We start from the raw sequence: 15,725 nt of genomic DNA on the forward strand, positions 1-15,725 counted from the left end.
AGGAAAACGCATCATGAAATGGCTGTTTGCGGTCTTGGTCGCACTCAACATCATTGTTTTTGGCAGCATGGTTGCCTATCGGACACAACATAAAACCGCCAAACCCGAATCTGCCTTGGAAGGCGGTACGCACGAATTATTGCGCCCGTCTTCTTTGGACGCGCCCAAAGCCGAGCCGCAGCAGGCATCGCAACCCGATTGGGTGGTGGTCGAATCAGACGGCCTGATTATGGCCGAACCTGAATCCGAAGAAGCGGAAGCCTTGCGTAAAAAGCAAGAAGCGCAGCAGTTGAAAGAGAAAAAAGAAAAAATGCGCCACGAGAAAGAGGCGCAAGAGCGTCGCGCCGCTGAAGAAGAGATGGGTGCAGCCGGCGTGGAACGCTTGTGTACCAGCAGCGCCACCGTGGTAATGGATGAAGACGATTACCACCGCATCAAAGGCCTGTTGGGCAAATGGCCTCATGCGGCCAGCCGCAGTATCGAAAAACGCAACGGCGCATCCGGTGGCGAGACTGCTTCCAAAACCTTCCGCGTGGTTTTGCCTGCCGACGGCGACACTTCCGCCCAGCTTGATGCCTTGGGCAGCCGAGGCTTTAGCGGCAGTATTCACAACGGCGAAATCAGCATTGACGTAACACGCAGCCGCTCTTCCGCCCAAGTTTTGATTTCACGCTTGTCCAGCGCAGGTTTCGGCGGCGCGCGCATTGTCGAGCAGGAAGACAGAAGCGCACCCGATACCGGTTTGAGCGTAGCGCGCATGACCGTGGTCTTCATGGCGGTCGACGAGCGCGATGCCCAAGACATCAGAAACATTGTCGGCCGTTATGGTAAGTTGAATATGAAAACCTGCCGATAATCAGGCCTATTCGGTTTCAGACGGCCTGATCAGCAATCGGTCAAGCCTGATAAACCAAGCGACACAAAACACGAAACCCACTGTATCGGCAGTGGGTTTCATGTTTTTCGGTTTTGAGTATCTGATATAAAGGGGAACAGGTATGTTTCGTATATGCGCACTCCGAGTATCAAGAGATAATGGGGAAGAGGGGGATAAAATCTGTTGTTTAATGGCTCGGATTAGGACGTCTTCCGAGTGGTTTTGATTATACGCTAATAATAACTATTATCAATAGCAAAATTGAAAAAATAATGGGTATTTCTGTAATATTTTGTTTTGTATGAAAATTAAATTGCGGTATCGGCTTTGCCGTGATTAAAAAGGCTATCTGAACATCAAACAAACAGGCCGGTTGAAATAGGGTAAGGCAAACATTTCAACCCTATATTTCAGACGGCCTTTTGATTTGTTTCAATCACTCATAAACCCAAGCAATCAACATATCCAAAGCCATATAAAATACCGTATAATCAAGGCCAAATTAACTTTGCCTGCTTGTCGGGCCGTCTGAAAAATTATGCAACAAACCTACGCCGCGGTACAGCGAGATTTGCTCGAAGCCAACCATCTTGCCCCCGATTTGCTTGCCCAAAGCCTGAGCATTATCGGTGCTAACCATGTCGATTATGCCGACATCTATTGTCAGCGCACTGCTTATGAAAGCTGGCATTTGGAAGAAGGCATCGTCAAATCGGGCAGCTTCCAAATCGATCAGGGTGTGGGCGTGCGTGCCGTTTCGGGCGATAAAACTGCTTTTGCCTACGCCGACAGCCTGTGTATCGATTCGATCAACCGCTCTGCCAAAGCCGTGCGCGTGATTGGTGCGGCCGGCGGCGAGGCCAGCGTCAAAGTGCCGACACCTGCCTACGGTAAGCCTGTCCACATGGCGATTGACCCTATTGCCAGCCTCGATTCTGCCGCCAAAGTTGCGCTGTTGAACAAAGTCGAAACGCTGGCCAAAGCCTCCGATCCGCGTATCGTGCAAGTGATGGCTGGTTTGACCTGCGAATACGACATGGTGTACATCGCCCGTTTGGACGGTAAACACGCTGCCGATATCCGCCCGATGGTGCGCATGAACGTAACTGTCATTGCCAAGCAGGGCGAGCGTCGCGAGCAGGGCAGCGCGGGCGGCGGCGGGCGTTATGATTTAGCGTATTTCGATGAAAATTTGGTGCATCGGTTTGTCGATTCCGCCGTCAAACAAGCGCTGACCAATCTCGAATCCCGTCCTGCGCCTGCCGGCGAGATGACCGTCGTTTTGGGCAACGGCTGGCCGGGCGTGTTGCTGCACGAAGCGGTCGGACACGGTTTGGAGGGCGATTTCAACCGCAAAGAAACCAGCGTTTTCTCCGGCCGAATCGGTGAGCGCGTGGCCGCCAAAGGCGTGACCGTTGTGGATCAAGGCGATATTGCCGACAGACGCGGGTCGCTCAATATCGACGACGAAGGCAATGAAACCCGCCGTACTGTATTGATTGAAGACGGTATTTTGGTCGGCTATATGCAGGACGAAACCAACGCCCGCCTGATGGGCACGCAATCGACCGGCAACGGCCGCCGCGAAAGTTACGCTTCCGCACCTATGCCGCGCATGACCAATACCTTTATGGAAAACGGCGGTTATGAGCCGGAAGAAATCATCGCGTCCATCGACAAGGGTATTTACGCCGTCAATTTCGGCGGCGGACAAGTGGACATTACCAGCGGCAAGTTTGTGTTCAGCGCATCCGAAGCGTGGTGGGTGGAAGGCGGCAAGCTGCAATACCCTGTCAAAGGTGCAACCATCATCGGCAACGGCCCCGAAGTGCTGAAACACGTTTCCATGATAGGCAACGACTCCGCGCTCGATAGCGGCATCGGCGTCTGCGGCAAAGAAGGGCAGAGCGTTCCTGTCGGCGTCGGACAACCGACCCTGAGGATTGATGCCGGACTGACCGTCGGCGGTAGCGAGATTTAAACGGCAGGCCGTCTGAAAGGTTTTCAGACGGCCTTTTACATTAGGATAAAACCATGCAGGAAGAGAATCGGAAATCAAGTTTTCCCATAGTGATGTTGCTGGTGTCGGTTGCCCTTTGGATGGCGTCTTTGTCCAATGTTGCATTTTATTTGGGCAATCATGAAAGCATGAAGGGTTTGACCGTTTTGATTTTGGGGTCGATATTTGCTTCTTTGGATATCAGGTATTGTGCGGCCTATGCGAATTATGTTTGGTTGGCGGCTATTGTTTTGCTGGCATTGCGGAAGAAGGTCGTGCCTGTCCATGCGGCACTTTGGGGCTTGGCGTTGGTGGCTTTCAGTGTGAAAGCCGTACATGTCGATGAAGCAGGAAATACGGCGAATATCGTGCGTTACGGTGCAGGATTTTATTTGTGGTATGCCGCATTTGCTGTTGCCACCATCGGCACGTTTACCGGAAAGAATAAGGAAAGAAAAGCCGCAACGCTGGCAGATGGGACGAAAAATGACGCTTGATGAATGGTTGCGCCAATCGGCACTGCCCAAAAATGAAGCGCGGATGTTGTTGCAATATGCGCTGGGTTACACGCGCGCGCAGCTGGTTACACGCGGTACGGACGATTTGGCGGAATCTGCCCTGCAAACCTTGGAGACTTTGGCGCAACGCCGTCTGAAAGGCGAGCCGATGGCCTATCTGTTGGGCGAACGCGAGTTTTACGGACGACGTTTTGCCGTCAATCCCCATGTGCTGATTCCACGCCCTGAAACCGAGCATTTGGTGGAAGCCGTGCTCAAACGCTTGCCGCCGCAAGGCCGCGTGTGGGATTTGGGAACGGGCAGCGGCGCCATTGCCGTAACCGTCGCGCTTGAACGCGTTGATGCCGATGTTCGCGCATCCGACATCAGCGTCGGTGCTTTGGATACCGCCCGTCAAAATGCGGCAGAATTGGGCGCAAAAGTGGAGTTTGCGCAGGGCTCGTGGTTTGATACCGACAGGCCGTCTGAAGGCCGATACGATGTGATTGTTTCCAATCCGCCGTATATCGAGGATGGCGATGAACATTTGTCGCAAGGCGATTTGAGGTTCGAACCGCAAAACGCGCTGACCGACTTTTCAGACGGCCTCAGCCATATCCGCCATATTACCCAAGAAGCCCCCAAATACCTGAAAGCCAACGGTTGGCTGCTGTTTGAACACGGCTATGATCAAGGCGAAGCAGTGCGGAACATTATGCTGGAGAACGGTTTTGCCGAAGTGGCAACCGAACAGGATTTGGCAGGATTGGACAGGGTTACGCTGGGGCGTTTGCCTGCTTAGCGGGCATGGCTTATCGGAATTAAAAGAGGGCGTGTCGATCACGCCCTTTTAGTTTTCCGGTTTAGCTGTTCAGACGGCCTGGTTTAACGCCAAGCAGCGACGAACTCCGCCCAGTGTTGTTTTTCTTCGGCTTGTACGGCCAGATAGTGTTTGATGCGTTTGATTTCGACTTCGTATTCGTCGGCATCGAGCGCGCCGCTCATCATGCGAAAGCGCATATACATCAGGTAGGTATTGGCGGCATCGGTTTCGCAATAGTCGCGGATGTCTTTCAGACGGCCTGCATGATAAGCGTCCCAAACTTTGCTGCCGTCCATGCCCAGTTTGCCGGGAAAGCCGCAGAGTTTGGCCATATCGTCCAAAGGCACGCTGGCGCGCGGTTGGTAGAGGGCGAGCAAATCCATCAGGTCGCAATGGCGGGTGTGGTAGCGGCTGATGTAGTTGTTCCACTTAAAGTCGCGGCTGTCGCCAAAGTCGCCGTCGCCCATGTCCCAATAGCGGGCTGCGCTGATGCCGTGTATCAGGGCGCGGTAGTGGAGGACGGGCAGGTCGAAACCGCCGCCGTTCCAGCTGACGAGTTGCGGCGTATAGTTTTCGATGACCTCGAAGAACTTGGCAATCATGACTTCTTCGCTGTCTTCGGGATCACCGATGGTGCTGACGCGGATTTTGTCCTGACCCCAGCGCATACAGCAGGAGATGGCGACGACTTGGTGCAGATGGTGTTGCATAAAGTCGCTGCCGGTCTTGGCGCGGCGTTGCTGTTGGGCAAACAGGACGACTTCGTTGTCGGGCAAATCGGCAGGCAAATCGTAAAGCAGGCGGATGCCGTTTACGTCGGGAATGGTTTCGATGTCGAAGGCGAGTATCGGAGTCATGGCGTGATCGGGTTGGATAAGGAATGATGCCATTGTGGCATGACGGCGCAGATAAAAAAAGAGGCAATCCCCCACAGGATTGCCCCAATACCTCAAATCAGAGATTTACGCTTCACAAACAATACAGGCTTTCACCTGCGGCTTTACAGATGCAGCTCAACTCTGCATCAGTAAACTTTCATTTCGGGCATTGCACCGAAATCCTCTAAAATACCGCAACTTCTTGCAATATTAGAAAACTGCTTACAAAAGTATCTAAAACCGGCGAGGCCGTCTGAATATTTTGTAATTTGATGTAGTGAAATTTACGCGAATTTTTACAGTTTGCCAAGTATTTTTTTCTGAAGGCTTGTTTTGGTATAAATTTCAGGTCTTGTCATATTTTTGCAATTATATTTCATAATTGTTCAAAAGTTAGATATTTATTTTATTTTTTTTAAATTTTAATTTAATTTTATTTCATATTTTGAATGATTAAAATGTATTTTTTTAGATGAACTATTTTGCAATATGTTGTTTTTAAAAGAAATTAAATTTAATATGTAAATGAAAAAAGTGTATTGGGCCTGATGTTTTTCATTTGAGAAAAAATATAGGGTTGTTTGAGAGTTTCAATCGCGATAAAAAAGCTGTTTTTAAAGCATTTAAAGCGGAATATTATTTGATTGTTTGAAGTCAAACATGAGTTTCGGTTTGATTCAATTAAAATGAAAAAGCGGCGAAAGAAGGATTTCGCCGCTTTTTTCATATTCAAATTGTAATTCAGTGTAGTCAATAAAAGCTGTTTTCGCCTTCGGGACGGGTTTTGAAGCGTTTGTGCAGCCAGAAATATTGTTCTGGATGCTCGCGTACCCGCTCTTCGATGAAGTCGTTCATGCGCTGGGTATCGGCTTCGACATTTTCGGTCGGAAAATTGTCCCAAGCCGGATAGAAGCGCAGGGTTACGGTATTGTCGGCTTCGCGCGTGGGGATGGCGGGAATGATTTTGGCTTTGGTCATGCCGGCGATACGGCTGAGGCCGGTAATCGTGGCCGTCTGAATGCCGAAGAAATTAACGAAAATGGAATCGTTGCGGCCGAAGTCTTGGTCGGGCAGATAAAGAAAGGGCGCATCGCTTTTGCGCAGGTGTTTGATGATGGCGCGCAGGCCTTCTGTGCGGCCGATCAGGAAAACATTGTTGTAGCGGTGGCGGCCTTTCAGGATTTGCTCGTCCAGGGCTTTGTTTTTTTGGTGCGAATACATGCTGGTCAGCGGCACATCCTGATTGAGCGTGTAAACCGCCATTTCAAATGCGGTAAAGTGCGGATAGAGGATGATGACTTTTTCGCCGGCGGCGAGGGCTTCGTCAAGATGGTGTTTGTATTGATAGCGTACCAACGAGCGCAGCTTATCCGCAGGCGCGTACCAGTAGAGGCCGTATTCGAGCATCAGCTTGGCCATGTGTTGGAAATGGCGTTTGAGCAGGGCAGTGCGCTGGCTGTCGTTTAGCTCGGGAAAGCATTTTTTGAGGTTGATCTCGCCGACTTTGCGGCGTGGTTTGACTGCGTAATAGGCGAGAATACCGATCGCGTCGGCAATTTTGTGCAACACGCAAAAAGGCAGCAGGCGGATGAGGTAGAGAAAAAGGAAGGCGGCTTTCATGCAGGCTCGCTGTATGTGGGCAAAGGGCTATTATAACCGAAAGGCCGTCTGAAAACGGGCTGGAACACGATTTCAGACGGCCTGAATGTCGGCTTACCATTGGAAACGGCCGCGCTTGACCTGTAGGCCGTCAGGGTTGAGTTGCGAAGCCAATCCGTGATTGCGCAGGGCGTGGGTGAGGGCGACGGCGAGTCCGTCGGCGGCATCGGCTTGCGGCGTGCCGGAAAGTGCGAGCATTTGGACCACCATATGCTGCACCTGCTCTTTGGCGGCCTTGCCCTTGCCGACCACAGCCTGCTTGACTTGAAGCGCAGTGTATTCAAACACGGGCAAATCGTGCATGACCAAAGCGGCAATAGCGGCACCGCGCGCCTGACCGAGCATCAAAGTCGCGGCCGGATTGACGTTGACGAAGACTTGCTCGATGGCCGCCTGATGCGGCTGATAGTGGCGGATGATTTCATCGATATGGCGGACAATCACGGCGATGCGTTCGGAAAGCGACGCGCCGGTCGGCGTTTTGATACAGCCGGAAGCAACATAATGATGTTCGCGGCCGTGGACATCAATAACGCCGAAGCCGGTCACGCGACTGCCGGGGTCGATGCCGAGAATGCGTGTAGGTTGGAACTGGGACATAGTGCGTGTTTAAAGTAATCGGTGTTTCAGGGCAGGCAGGCGCGTGCGCACGCTTTGCAGGCGCGCGGTATCCAAATCGGCACAAATCACGCCTTCGCCTTCCGGCAACGTCGCCAACACATCGCCCCAAGGGTCGATAATCATACTGTGGCCGAATGTGCGGCGGCCGCTTTCATGCAGTCCGCCTTGTGCCGACGCGATGACGTAGCATTGGTTTTCCACCGCACGGGCGCGCAGCAGCAATTCCCAATGCGCCTTGCCGGTCGTGTAGGTAAACGCGGCCGGCAACAGCAAAACATCAAACGGCTGCTGCGCGCGGAAAAATTCAGGAAAGCGCAAATCGTAGCAGACGCCGGCCGCCAGCGGAACATCGTCTACGCCCAGCTTCGGTACATCGTTGCCCGCCAGTATCGTATCGGCTTCAGCGTAGCGTTCACCCAAACCGGAAAAGCCGAAAAGGTGCATTTTGTGGTAAAGCCCGATTCGGTTGCCGTCGCGGTCATACACCAGCATCGTGTTCATCACCTTGCTAGCGTCTGGGCTTTGCAACGGAACCGTACCGCCAAACAACACCACGCCGCATTCCCTTGCCGTTTCGCTTAAGGCCGTCTGAAAACGGGGATGGCAGGTTTCGCCAACGCGTCCATCATCTAAAGGCTCGGCAAATGCCAGCTTATCCGTATCGCTTTTGCCCATCAGCGGCCAATATTCGGGCAGCAACACCCAATCCGCCCCTTGTTCGGCCGCCTCGCGGACAAGTCGCCTCATGGTGGCAATATTGGTTTCGGGGTCGGTAGACGACACCATTTGCACAGCGGTGGCGCGTAAAGAGCGCATCATCAAAACTCCTGTCAGATTTTGCAAGAATTGTAACTTGTTTACGCACAAGGCCGATACAATCGTCACACAATTCCTCTCCAAAAAAGGATAAACCATGAACTTGAAACTTCTCCTCACTGCCACACTTTCCACCGCCGCACTTGCCGCACACGCCGACGTACAGCTTTACGGCAACATCAAAAGAGGCATCGAAACCTCGCAAACCCGTTTCGGCGGCCAAACATACAGCCGAACCGCCGTTGCCGACCAAGGCAGTCACATCGGTTTGCGCGGCTCGCATCCGATTGGCGGCGGAACGAATTTTATTTGGGAAGTCGAACAAGACACACCGGTCGGCAAAAGCGGCTCCATCCGCCAAGACTGGCGCGAACGCCGCGAGAATTTTGGCCGTTAAAGGAAAGATTGAATAGTACAGGCCGTCTGAAAGATTTTCAGACGGCCTGTTTTTTATAGTGAGGTCGATTGATTTAAAGAATACACTTAAAAGGCGGTAATCAATAATATCTTAATATTTTCAAAATTTAACAATTTTATATAACTTATTGATTATTTATGAAATTAATAAAATATTGGGTAGCTGATTAAAAAATCAGCATTGGCATTGCTTGCAAATTAAAAAATTATCAAGTAAGGTTAAATGCAAGCGGTTTTATCCGTGAGTTAAATATTAATCAATAAGATAGGATGGTATAACCATGAATGAAGATATTATCAAAGGAAAATGGGAGCAACTTAAAGGTAAAGCCAAAGAAAAATGGGGCGAGTTGACAAACGACGATTTAGAAATCATCGAAGGTAAGCGCGATCAGTTGGCTGGTAAGCTCCAAGAGCGTTACGGTCGCACTAAAGATGAAGCTGAAAAAGAAATTGATGATTGGTTGAACAACTAAGACCGTTGAATTTCACCATAAACGGTTGTATCTCCCTTGACCGTTTTTATATTAAACCGAAAGGAAAAAATGATGCTTCATTATTCGATCGTTTTCTTTATCATCGCTATTATTGCAGCTGTATTAGGTTTCGGTGGTATTGCAGGTAGTGCGGCAGGCATAGCCAAAATTTTATTTGCCGGTTTCTTGATCTTGTCGGTGATATCACTGATTTTTGGCAGGAAGAAATAATACCTGTAGACCAATAAGGTTGTATCAAGCCACCATTCCGTCAAATAGGCCGTCTGAAAAATCAGGATAACTGGTTTTCAGACGGCCTTTGTTCTTATAATAGCGGTTTATTTTTTTACACACTCAGCAACGGAGTTTCCATGCAGTTTTCAGCATTCGGCGAAAAATTCACACAACACAGCGGTATTTTGCAGTTGATGGACGATTTGGGCGACGCGCTCAAAAGCGACAAGCCCATCAATATGCTTGGCGGCGGCAATCCGGCGAAGATTGCTGAAGTCAATGCGGTGTTTGCCGATGTGTTTTCTAAACTGGCGGCGGAACACGCTGTTGAGAATATCGGCAATTATTCCAATCCGCAGGGCGACGCGGCGCTGATTGCGGCTTTGACTAAGTTTCTCAACCGTGAATACGGCTGGAATCTGGCGGCGGACAATATCGCGCTGACTAATGGTTCGCAAAACGCGTTTTTCTATTTGTTCAACCTGTTCGGCGGCAAATTCAATCTTTCAGACGGCCAAACGGCTGAAAAAGCCATTTTGTTGCCGCTCGCGCCTGAATATATCGGTTATGCCGACGTGCATGTCGAGGGGCAGCATTTTATTTCGGTAAAACCGAAAATCGAAAATGTCGAACACGAAGGCGAAGCGGGATTTTTCAAATACCGCGTGGACTTTGACGCGCTGGAGAGCCTGCCTGAATTGAAAGAGGGCAAAATCGGTGCGATTTGCTGTTCGCGCCCGACCAACCCGACCGGTAATGTGCTGACCGACGGCGAGATGGCGCGTTTGGACGCTTTGGCGCAAGAACACGGGATTCCGTTGATTATCGACAACGCTTACGGAATGCCGTTCCCAAATATTATTTACAGCGATGTAACGCTCAACTGGCACGAAAACATCATCCTCTGCTTCAGCCTTTCTAAAATCGGCCTGCCCGGTGTGCGTACCGGCATTATTGTTGCTGCGCCGGAAGTGGTCAAAGCCGTCAGCAGTTTGAATGCGATTGTGAACCTGTCGCCAACCCGTTTCGGCGCGGCGATTGCGGCTCCGCTGTTAAATGACGGCCGTCTGAAACAGTTGGCCGATGAAGTGATTCAGCCGTTTTACCGTCGGCAGGCGCAAACGGCGGTTTCCCTGCTCAAACGCGAATTGGGCGCGTATCCGTTGAAAATTCATAAGCCTGAAGGTGCGATTTTCTTGTGGCTTTGGTTTGAAAACCTGCCCGTTTCGTCGCAAACCTTGTACGAAATGCTCAAGGCCGAAGGCACGCTGATTATTCCGGGCGAGCATTTCTTTGTCGGCATCGATACGCAAGATTATCCGCACGCACACGAATGCATCCGTATGAGCATTGCTCAGGACGCGGAAACGCTGGAAAAAGGCATTGCCGCGATCGGTCGTGTGGTGCGCGGTTTGTACGATAAAAAATAAACGCTTTGAATAGACAAAGGCCGAGACCTTTGCAAATAACATAGGTTACTAAAATTTTATGCTCAATCTCATTTTCAAAATGCAAAACCTTTCTGATTTTTCCTATTTTTTGCTCAATATCAGGAAGGTTTTAGTCAATTGAATTTTTTTGGCGCATTTTTATGCGTCAAATTTCGTTAACAGACTATTTTTGCAAAGGTCTCAGGCCGTCTGAAACCTGAACAATCGGGTTTCAGACGGCCTTTTTGTCGGATTTAGATATGGTGGATAACCAGTTTTTTGCCTTCGTAATCGAGGACGTTGACGTCCATATCGAATAGGGTTTTGATGTTTTCGGCGGTGAAAATATCGTTGGGCTTGCCCTGCATGGCGACTTGGCCGTTTTTCATGGCGACGACGTAATCGGCATAGGCGGCGGCCTGGTTGATGTCGTGCAGTACGACGACGGTGGTGCGCTTGTGTTCATCGGTCAGCCGGCGCAGGATTTGCATGAGGGAGCGGGCATGATACATGTCGAGGTTGTTCAGCGGTTCGTCCAGCAAAACGTAGTCGGTGCGCTGGCAGAACACCATGGCAATCATGGCACGCTGGCGTTGGCCGCCGGAAAGCTCGGTCAGGTAACGGTCGGCAAAGTCTTGCAGGTGGAACTCGGCAAGCGCTTCTTCGACGATGGTTTTGTCGTTTTCAGACGGCCTGCCTTGATGGTAGGGATAGCGGCCGAACATGAGCAGGTCGCGCACGGTAATGCGGCTCATGATGCTGTTTTCTTGGGTGAGGATGGAGAGCGTGCGGGCGAGTTCGGCGGTGGGGGTGGTTTTGATGTCTTTGCCTGCGTAGCTGATGTTGCCGTATACCAAGGGCTGCAGGCGAGCCATAAAGGAGAGGAGGGTGGACTTGCCTGCGCCGTTCGGACCGATCAGCGCGGTAATGCCGCCTTCGGGGATGTCGAGGCTGACGTCGTTGAGGATGGGGTTGCTGCCGATGGTGTGGCTGACGTTGCGGATGGTAATCATAGGCGGGTCCGAAAATGGGAAATTGGGGTTTCAGACGGCCTTTCAGCGTGAGGCCGTCTGAATTTTATTCCTGTATGGTGTGGTTAGATTTCGCTGACGGTGACAAATTCGGGATTGTCGGCTTGGTCGATCAGGAAGGCGCGGACGCGTTCTTGCCAAAGCTCGCCGAATTGTTTGAGTTCGTCGGCACTTGCGCTGCCGCTGACGGCTTTGGGCATGATGTCGCGCATTTGCGGCGCAAAGGGTTGGAGCGCGGCGTTGAGGCTGACGGCAACGGTTTTGCCGGTATCGCGGCGGCGGAGTGCGAGTGTGCCGTTGATTTCGCCTGCACCAAAGGATAAGAGGTGGCGGCGGGCAAAGCGTCCGGCTGGGCCTACGCCGCCAAAGCCGGTTTCGGGTGCCGCACCGGTAAGGAGTTGGACAACGGAAGCGGTAACGCCGGTTGTGCCTTCGTCACGCTCGCCCTGCATAAAGGCTTCGATGTCGCCGCGTTGCGGCAGCTCTGCGCCGTAAAGGGCTTTCAGACCTTTGACCACCATCAGGTAGGCACCGGCGACGGTCGGGCAGGAGTGGCCGCACAGGCGCACGGCATCGGCGTAGCAGTAAGTGAGGATGCCGTTTTCGGCCGCGCCGAGGAAGTCGGCCAATGCGTCTTGGACGGTAATGATTGGGGCATTATCGAAGAATGAAGGGAGGCGTTCTTGTGTCATGAGTGTTGTCCTTTATGGGTTTGCTTAGGCCGTCTGAAGGTTTCAGACGGCCTGAGTTTATTTTTGCGAGCGTTTGGGCACGTTTAATTTATTTCTTTTTCAACACCAAATATAAAAATACCAATCCGCCTGCAAATTCGACGACCACGCTCAATACTGCCTGCATGCCGAGGAAGTGTTCGAAGATGGTTTGCCCACCGACCAATAGGATGCCGCCGACACAAAAAGTCATGGGCAGGCGGACGGAATGTTTGACCGACGGGGAAAAATGGTTGGCCAGCGCGGCAACCAGCAGGCCGAAAAAGCTTACCGGGCCGACAACGGCGGTCGCAGTTGCAACCAGCGCGGCGATCCACAACAGCAGCCATAAGGTATTGCGCGTGTAGTTGATGCCCAAATTGATGGCTTGATTGCGACCGAGTAGGTAAACATCGAGGCGGTGGCGTTCGCGCCAGATTACGGCGGCGCTGATGAGCAACACGATTGCGCCGATGCCCAACAATTCCGAGTGGACGGTATTGAAGGTGGCAAACATATTCGCCTGCGCAGCGGTAAATTCTTCGGGGTCAATCATGCGCGAAAGCAGCGATGACAGGCTGCGGAACAAAATCCCGAAAATCACGCCGATTAAAATCATGCGCGACAAATCGCGTCCGCCCTGTTTGATGAGCGTGTAGAACAGCAGCAGTGAGCCACCCATCATGACGACCAGTTCAAAGCCGAATTTGCCCGTCAACGGCAGGGAAGCATAGCCCACGCCGCCGAGCGTAAACACCAGTAAGGTCTGCAAAAACACATACAGCGAATCGAAACCCAAAATCGAAGGGGTCAGAATCGGATTGTTGGTCAGCGTTTGGAAGAGTTGAGTGGACACGCCGACCGCATAGGCGACCATCAGCAGCGCGGCAAGCTTGGTCAGACGCAGGTGCAAGACAAAGTCCCAATCGCCTTTGACGTTGAGCGTCATAAACAGGACGCAGGAAACCAGCAACAGCGCAAAGGCGACCCACAACGGACGGCTGCTTCCTGCCATAAAACCGATATTTTTTTCAGACGGCATGAGCAGGTTTCCTTAATAAAAGCCACAAAAACAAAGCCGTCCCCATTACGCCAAAAACCGTAGAGACCGGAATTTCAAACGGAAACACAATCACGCGTCCGACAATATCGCACAGCAACACCAAAGACGCGCCCAGCAAGGCCACCGCAGGCAGGCTTTGACGCAGTTTGTCGCCCATCAGGCGGCTGATGATGTTCGGCACGACCAAGCCGATAAACGGAATATTGCCGACCGTCACGACCACCAAAGACGTAATCAGCGCCACAATAATCAGCCCCGACCATAGAATCGCCGTCCGGTTCAGCCCCAAGTTCACGCTTACCGTTTCGCCCAAACCCAAAATCGTCAGCTGGTCGGCAATCAAATAGGCAAACAAAGCCAAAATCCCCGTTGCCCACAACAATTCATACCGCCCGAGCAACACGCCGGAAAAATCGCCCTGTTGCCACACGCCGAGCATTTGCAGCATTTCGTTTTCATACGCGATAAAGGTGGCCACCGCCTCAATCACACCGCCGAAAATAATCCCGACCAAAGGCACCATCAGTTGCGCGGTCGGCGGCAGGCGGCGGATCAGCAACATAAAGACCAACATCCCGATCAGCGCGGCAACGGCGGCAACCGACATTTTTGCCAACAGCGGCGCAGCCGGAAGCAGCAGGGTCATCAGCAGCAAACCCAAAGCCGCGCTTTGGCTTGCGCCCACCATCGACGGTTCGACAAAACGGTTGCGCATCAAAATCTGCATAATCATACCGGCCACCGCCATCGACGCACCCGTCAGCACAATCGCAAACGTACGCGGCAGGCGGCTGATGAACATGACCTGTTGACTGTCGGATAGCGAAAACAGGGCGGACCATTTGAATTCGGCCACGCCGACCGACAGGCTGACGGCAAACAATATCAGCAGCGCCACACCGTTGACCGCATTTAAAAATGAAGGTTTGTGAAACATAAAATGGTTCGGAAAAAATAAGGCCGTCTGAAAGAAGGGTTAAGGTATTTGGCAAAAAAGGCAGGTTTGCCCATCATAAAAACAGATGCAAACAGGCAAAAATTGTCCATTTGCACCATGTATTTTCAGACGGCCTAAATCCAATGACTTCAGATCAAGCAACTTGACCATGTGAGTCATCAAATCCTTCAGGCCGTCTGAAAGAAACGGGCGGCTATGCCCGCGCCGAATTACTTGGCGGCATTAAACGCATCGCTTACCTGTTTGGAAGCATTCAGCAATTCTTGCGCGCCGCCGGCCGCCAAATAAGTTTCAGGAACAAGGTAAACCACCTGTCCTTTTTTCCATGCAGTTGTTTCGGCAACCAAAGGATTGTCCAAAACATCTTTCGCAGCCTGACCTTCTTCACCGATGGCCGCGCCGCGGTCCAAAACAAACAGCCAATCAGGGTTTTTCTCTTTCAGGTATTCAAAGCTGATAGGCTGGCCGTGGCTGCCTTCTTTAATCGATTCATCAACAGCGGGAACGCCGATGTCTTTATGCAACCAACCGCCCAAACGTGAGGAAGGGCCGAAAGCCGACATCTTACCGCCGTTGACCAATACCACCAAACCCTTGCCTTTGCCTTGCGCAGCAGTTTTCGCCGCTTCAAACGAAGCATCGATTTCCGCTTTCAGCTTGTCCGCTTCGGCCTGTTTGCCGAAGATTTGACCCAGTGCGTCGATGCGCTCTTTTGAGCTTTCTTTCAGATTGGCGGTTTCGGCGGTCATCTCGATGGTCGGTGCGATCTCGTTCAACTTGTCAAACGCTTTGGCTGCACGGCTGCCGATGATGATGAGCTGCGGTTTGTAAGCGTTGAGTGCTTCGTAGTCAGGCTCAAACTGCGTGCCGGCAGGTTTCGTGGTTTTGAAATATTCGTCCAAGTAGGGCAGGCGGTTTTTGTCGACGGACAAACCGGTTTTCACGCCCAGTTTGTTTAAAGTATCGAGCATGCCCAAATCGTAAACGGCGATACGCTCTGGATTTTGCGGCACTTTCGCATCGCCGCGAGCCGTTTTAATGGTCAGGCTTGCACCTTCGGTTTGTGCGGCAGAAGCGGAAGCAGTTTGCGCCTGATTGGAAGCAGAATCTTTTGGTGAACACGCACCCAAAGCGAGGGTGCAGCATACGGCTAAAGCGGTCAAACGTAACATAGAGTTTCTCTGTAGTCGGAAATAAAGTAAATCGAAATGATAACTTGTATCGGATTATAAAGCT

General features: G+C 51.6%; 17 protein-coding genes. 8 read left to right on the plus strand and 9 right to left on the minus strand.

All coding sequences use genetic code 11. The annotated features are described in order from the left end of the window. The first annotated feature begins 13 nt into the window (after positions 1 to 13). The 4 genes from ACTHTU_RS04570 to prmC all read left to right on the plus strand — a co-directional run bounded on the left by ACTHTU_RS04570 (position 14) and on the right by prmC (position 4,175). Entirely contained in the window at positions 14 to 856 is an 843-nt protein-coding gene (locus ACTHTU_RS04570) for a cell division protein (RefSeq protein WP_440361892.1), read from the plus strand. A 559-nt stretch (positions 857 to 1,415) separates the two neighbouring features. Beyond that, positions 1,416 to 2,858 carry a metalloprotease TldD gene (gene tldD, locus ACTHTU_RS04575; protein ID WP_440361893.1) on the plus strand — a complete coding sequence of 481 codons (1,443 nt, stop codon included), beginning with the start codon at positions 1,416 to 1,418 and terminating at the stop codon, positions 2,856 to 2,858. Positions 2,859 to 2,911: 53 nt separating this feature from the next. Further along, positions 2,912 to 3,373 (plus strand): hypothetical protein, encoded by a 462-nt coding sequence (locus ACTHTU_RS04580; RefSeq protein ID WP_440361894.1) that lies wholly within the window; start codon positions 2,912 to 2,914, stop codon positions 3,371 to 3,373. Further along, the gene (gene prmC / locus ACTHTU_RS04585; protein ID WP_070713813.1) at positions 3,363 to 4,175 is read left to right on the plus strand and encodes a peptide chain release factor N(5)-glutamine methyltransferase; all 813 of its coding nucleotides are present in this window, start codon (positions 3,363 to 3,365) and stop codon (positions 4,173 to 4,175) included. The genes ACTHTU_RS04580 and prmC overlap by 11 nt, the downstream gene beginning before the upstream one ends. A gap of 83 nt (positions 4,176 to 4,258) precedes the next feature. Here the strand turns inward: prmC and ACTHTU_RS04590 are convergent, their stop codons facing one another. The 4 genes from ACTHTU_RS04590 to ACTHTU_RS04605 form a co-directional block, all read right to left on the minus strand. After that, positions 4,259 to 5,053, minus strand: coding sequence for a 3'-5' exonuclease (locus ACTHTU_RS04590; protein ID WP_070713811.1), 795 nt, complete (start codon positions 5,051 to 5,053; stop codon positions 4,259 to 4,261). A 771-nt stretch (positions 5,054 to 5,824) separates the two neighbouring features. Further along, entirely contained in the window at positions 5,825 to 6,709 is an 885-nt protein-coding gene (locus ACTHTU_RS04595; protein ID WP_440361979.1) for a lipid A biosynthesis lauroyl acyltransferase, read from the minus strand. A 78-nt stretch (positions 6,710 to 6,787) separates the two neighbouring features. Next, positions 6,788 to 7,333: a crossover junction endodeoxyribonuclease RuvC gene (gene ruvC / locus ACTHTU_RS04600; RefSeq protein ID WP_003684216.1), complete on the minus strand. Its 546-nt coding sequence runs from the start codon at positions 7,331 to 7,333 to the stop codon at positions 6,788 to 6,790. A 9-nt stretch (positions 7,334 to 7,342) separates the two neighbouring features. After that, positions 7,343 to 8,173, minus strand: a complete 831-nt coding sequence (locus tag ACTHTU_RS04605) for a carbon-nitrogen hydrolase family protein (RefSeq protein WP_440361895.1) — start codon at positions 8,171 to 8,173, stop codon at positions 7,343 to 7,345. A 94-nt stretch (positions 8,174 to 8,267) separates the two neighbouring features. Here ACTHTU_RS04605 and ACTHTU_RS04610 point away from each other — a divergent pair, with 94 nt between their 5' ends. The 4 genes from ACTHTU_RS04610 (at position 8,268) to ACTHTU_RS04625 (ending at position 10,727) form a co-directional block, all read left to right on the plus strand. Continuing rightward, positions 8,268 to 8,567, plus strand: coding sequence for a porin (locus tag ACTHTU_RS04610; RefSeq protein ID WP_440361896.1), 300 nt, complete (start codon positions 8,268 to 8,270; stop codon positions 8,565 to 8,567). 301 nt (positions 8,568 to 8,868) lie between these two features. After that, positions 8,869 to 9,063 (plus strand): CsbD family protein, encoded by a 195-nt coding sequence (locus tag ACTHTU_RS04615; RefSeq protein WP_440361897.1) that lies wholly within the window; start codon positions 8,869 to 8,871, stop codon positions 9,061 to 9,063. Between the two features lie 72 nt (positions 9,064 to 9,135). After that, positions 9,136 to 9,294 carry a DUF1328 domain-containing protein gene (locus ACTHTU_RS04620; protein WP_039862543.1) on the plus strand — a complete coding sequence of 53 codons (159 nt, stop codon included), beginning with the start codon at positions 9,136 to 9,138 and terminating at the stop codon, positions 9,292 to 9,294. Between the two features lie 140 nt (positions 9,295 to 9,434). Then, on the plus strand, positions 9,435 to 10,727 hold the full coding sequence (locus tag ACTHTU_RS04625; protein WP_440361898.1) for a valine--pyruvate transaminase: 1,293 nt from the start codon (positions 9,435 to 9,437) through the stop codon (positions 10,725 to 10,727). 254 nt (positions 10,728 to 10,981) lie between these two features. Here ACTHTU_RS04625 and ACTHTU_RS04630 read toward each other — a convergent pair whose 3' ends face one another. From ACTHTU_RS04630 to ACTHTU_RS04650, 5 genes are all read right to left on the minus strand, one after another. After that, entirely contained in the window at positions 10,982 to 11,740 is a 759-nt protein-coding gene (locus tag ACTHTU_RS04630) for an iron ABC transporter ATP-binding protein (RefSeq protein ID WP_107867869.1), read from the minus strand. Between the two features lie 83 nt (positions 11,741 to 11,823). After that, positions 11,824 to 12,450, minus strand: a complete 627-nt coding sequence (locus ACTHTU_RS04635; protein WP_440361899.1) for an FmdE family protein — start codon at positions 12,448 to 12,450, stop codon at positions 11,824 to 11,826. A gap of 88 nt (positions 12,451 to 12,538) precedes the next feature. Further along, on the minus strand, positions 12,539 to 13,510 hold the full coding sequence (locus ACTHTU_RS04640) for an iron chelate uptake ABC transporter family permease subunit (protein ID WP_063068312.1): 972 nt from the start codon (positions 13,508 to 13,510) through the stop codon (positions 12,539 to 12,541). Next, positions 13,500 to 14,468 (minus strand): ABC transporter permease, encoded by a 969-nt coding sequence (locus ACTHTU_RS04645; protein ID WP_036472618.1) that lies wholly within the window; start codon positions 14,466 to 14,468, stop codon positions 13,500 to 13,502. Before ACTHTU_RS04645 ends, ACTHTU_RS04640 begins: the two co-directional genes overlap by 11 nt. Before the next feature lie 230 nt (positions 14,469 to 14,698). Beyond that, the gene (locus tag ACTHTU_RS04650; RefSeq protein WP_440361900.1) at positions 14,699 to 15,661 is read right to left on the minus strand and encodes a siderophore ABC transporter substrate-binding protein; all 963 of its coding nucleotides are present in this window, start codon (positions 15,659 to 15,661) and stop codon (positions 14,699 to 14,701) included. Between the last annotated feature and the right edge of the window lie 64 nt (positions 15,662 to 15,725).

It is taken from the genome of Neisseria sp. P0020.S005, assembly GCF_051957055.1.
GTDB classification, from domain to species: Bacteria; Pseudomonadota; Gammaproteobacteria; order Burkholderiales; family Neisseriaceae; genus Neisseria; species Neisseria subflava_A.

Excerpts from the sequence above, each read along its gene's own strand:
- ACTHTU_RS04570 (WP_440361892.1), top strand. The coding sequence starts at position 14 with ATGAAATGGCTGTTTGCGGTCTTGGTCGCACTCAACATCATTGTTTTT.
- tldD (WP_440361893.1), top strand. The coding sequence starts at position 1,416 with ATGCAACAAACCTACGCCGCGGTACAGCGAGATTTGCTCGAAGCCAAC.
- ACTHTU_RS04580 (WP_440361894.1), top strand. The coding sequence starts at position 2,912 with ATGCAGGAAGAGAATCGGAAATCAAGTTTTCCCATAGTGATGTTGCTG.
- prmC (WP_070713813.1), top strand. The coding sequence starts at position 3,363 with ATGACGCTTGATGAATGGTTGCGCCAATCGGCACTGCCCAAAAATGAA.
- ACTHTU_RS04590 (WP_070713811.1), bottom strand. The coding sequence starts at position 5,053 with ATGACTCCGATACTCGCCTTCGACATCGAAACCATTCCCGACGTAAAC.
- ruvC (WP_003684216.1), bottom strand. The coding sequence starts at position 7,333 with ATGTCCCAGTTCCAACCTACACGCATTCTCGGCATCGACCCCGGCAGT.
- ACTHTU_RS04605 (WP_440361895.1), bottom strand. The coding sequence starts at position 8,173 with ATGATGCGCTCTTTACGCGCCACCGCTGTGCAAATGGTGTCGTCTACC.
- ACTHTU_RS04610 (WP_440361896.1), top strand. The coding sequence starts at position 8,268 with ATGAACTTGAAACTTCTCCTCACTGCCACACTTTCCACCGCCGCACTT.
- ACTHTU_RS04615 (WP_440361897.1), top strand. The coding sequence starts at position 8,869 with ATGAATGAAGATATTATCAAAGGAAAATGGGAGCAACTTAAAGGTAAA.
- ACTHTU_RS04620 (WP_039862543.1), top strand. The coding sequence starts at position 9,136 with ATGCTTCATTATTCGATCGTTTTCTTTATCATCGCTATTATTGCAGCT.
- ACTHTU_RS04625 (WP_440361898.1), top strand. The coding sequence starts at position 9,435 with ATGCAGTTTTCAGCATTCGGCGAAAAATTCACACAACACAGCGGTATT.
- ACTHTU_RS04630 (WP_107867869.1), bottom strand. The coding sequence starts at position 11,740 with ATGATTACCATCCGCAACGTCAGCCACACCATCGGCAGCAACCCCATC.
- ACTHTU_RS04635 (WP_440361899.1), bottom strand. The coding sequence starts at position 12,450 with ATGACACAAGAACGCCTCCCTTCATTCTTCGATAATGCCCCAATCATT.
- ACTHTU_RS04640 (WP_063068312.1), bottom strand. The coding sequence starts at position 13,510 with ATGCCGTCTGAAAAAAATATCGGTTTTATGGCAGGAAGCAGCCGTCCG.
- ACTHTU_RS04645 (WP_036472618.1), bottom strand. The coding sequence starts at position 14,468 with ATGTTTCACAAACCTTCATTTTTAAATGCGGTCAACGGTGTGGCGCTG.
- ACTHTU_RS04650 (WP_440361900.1), bottom strand. The coding sequence starts at position 15,661 with ATGTTACGTTTGACCGCTTTAGCCGTATGCTGCACCCTCGCTTTGGGT.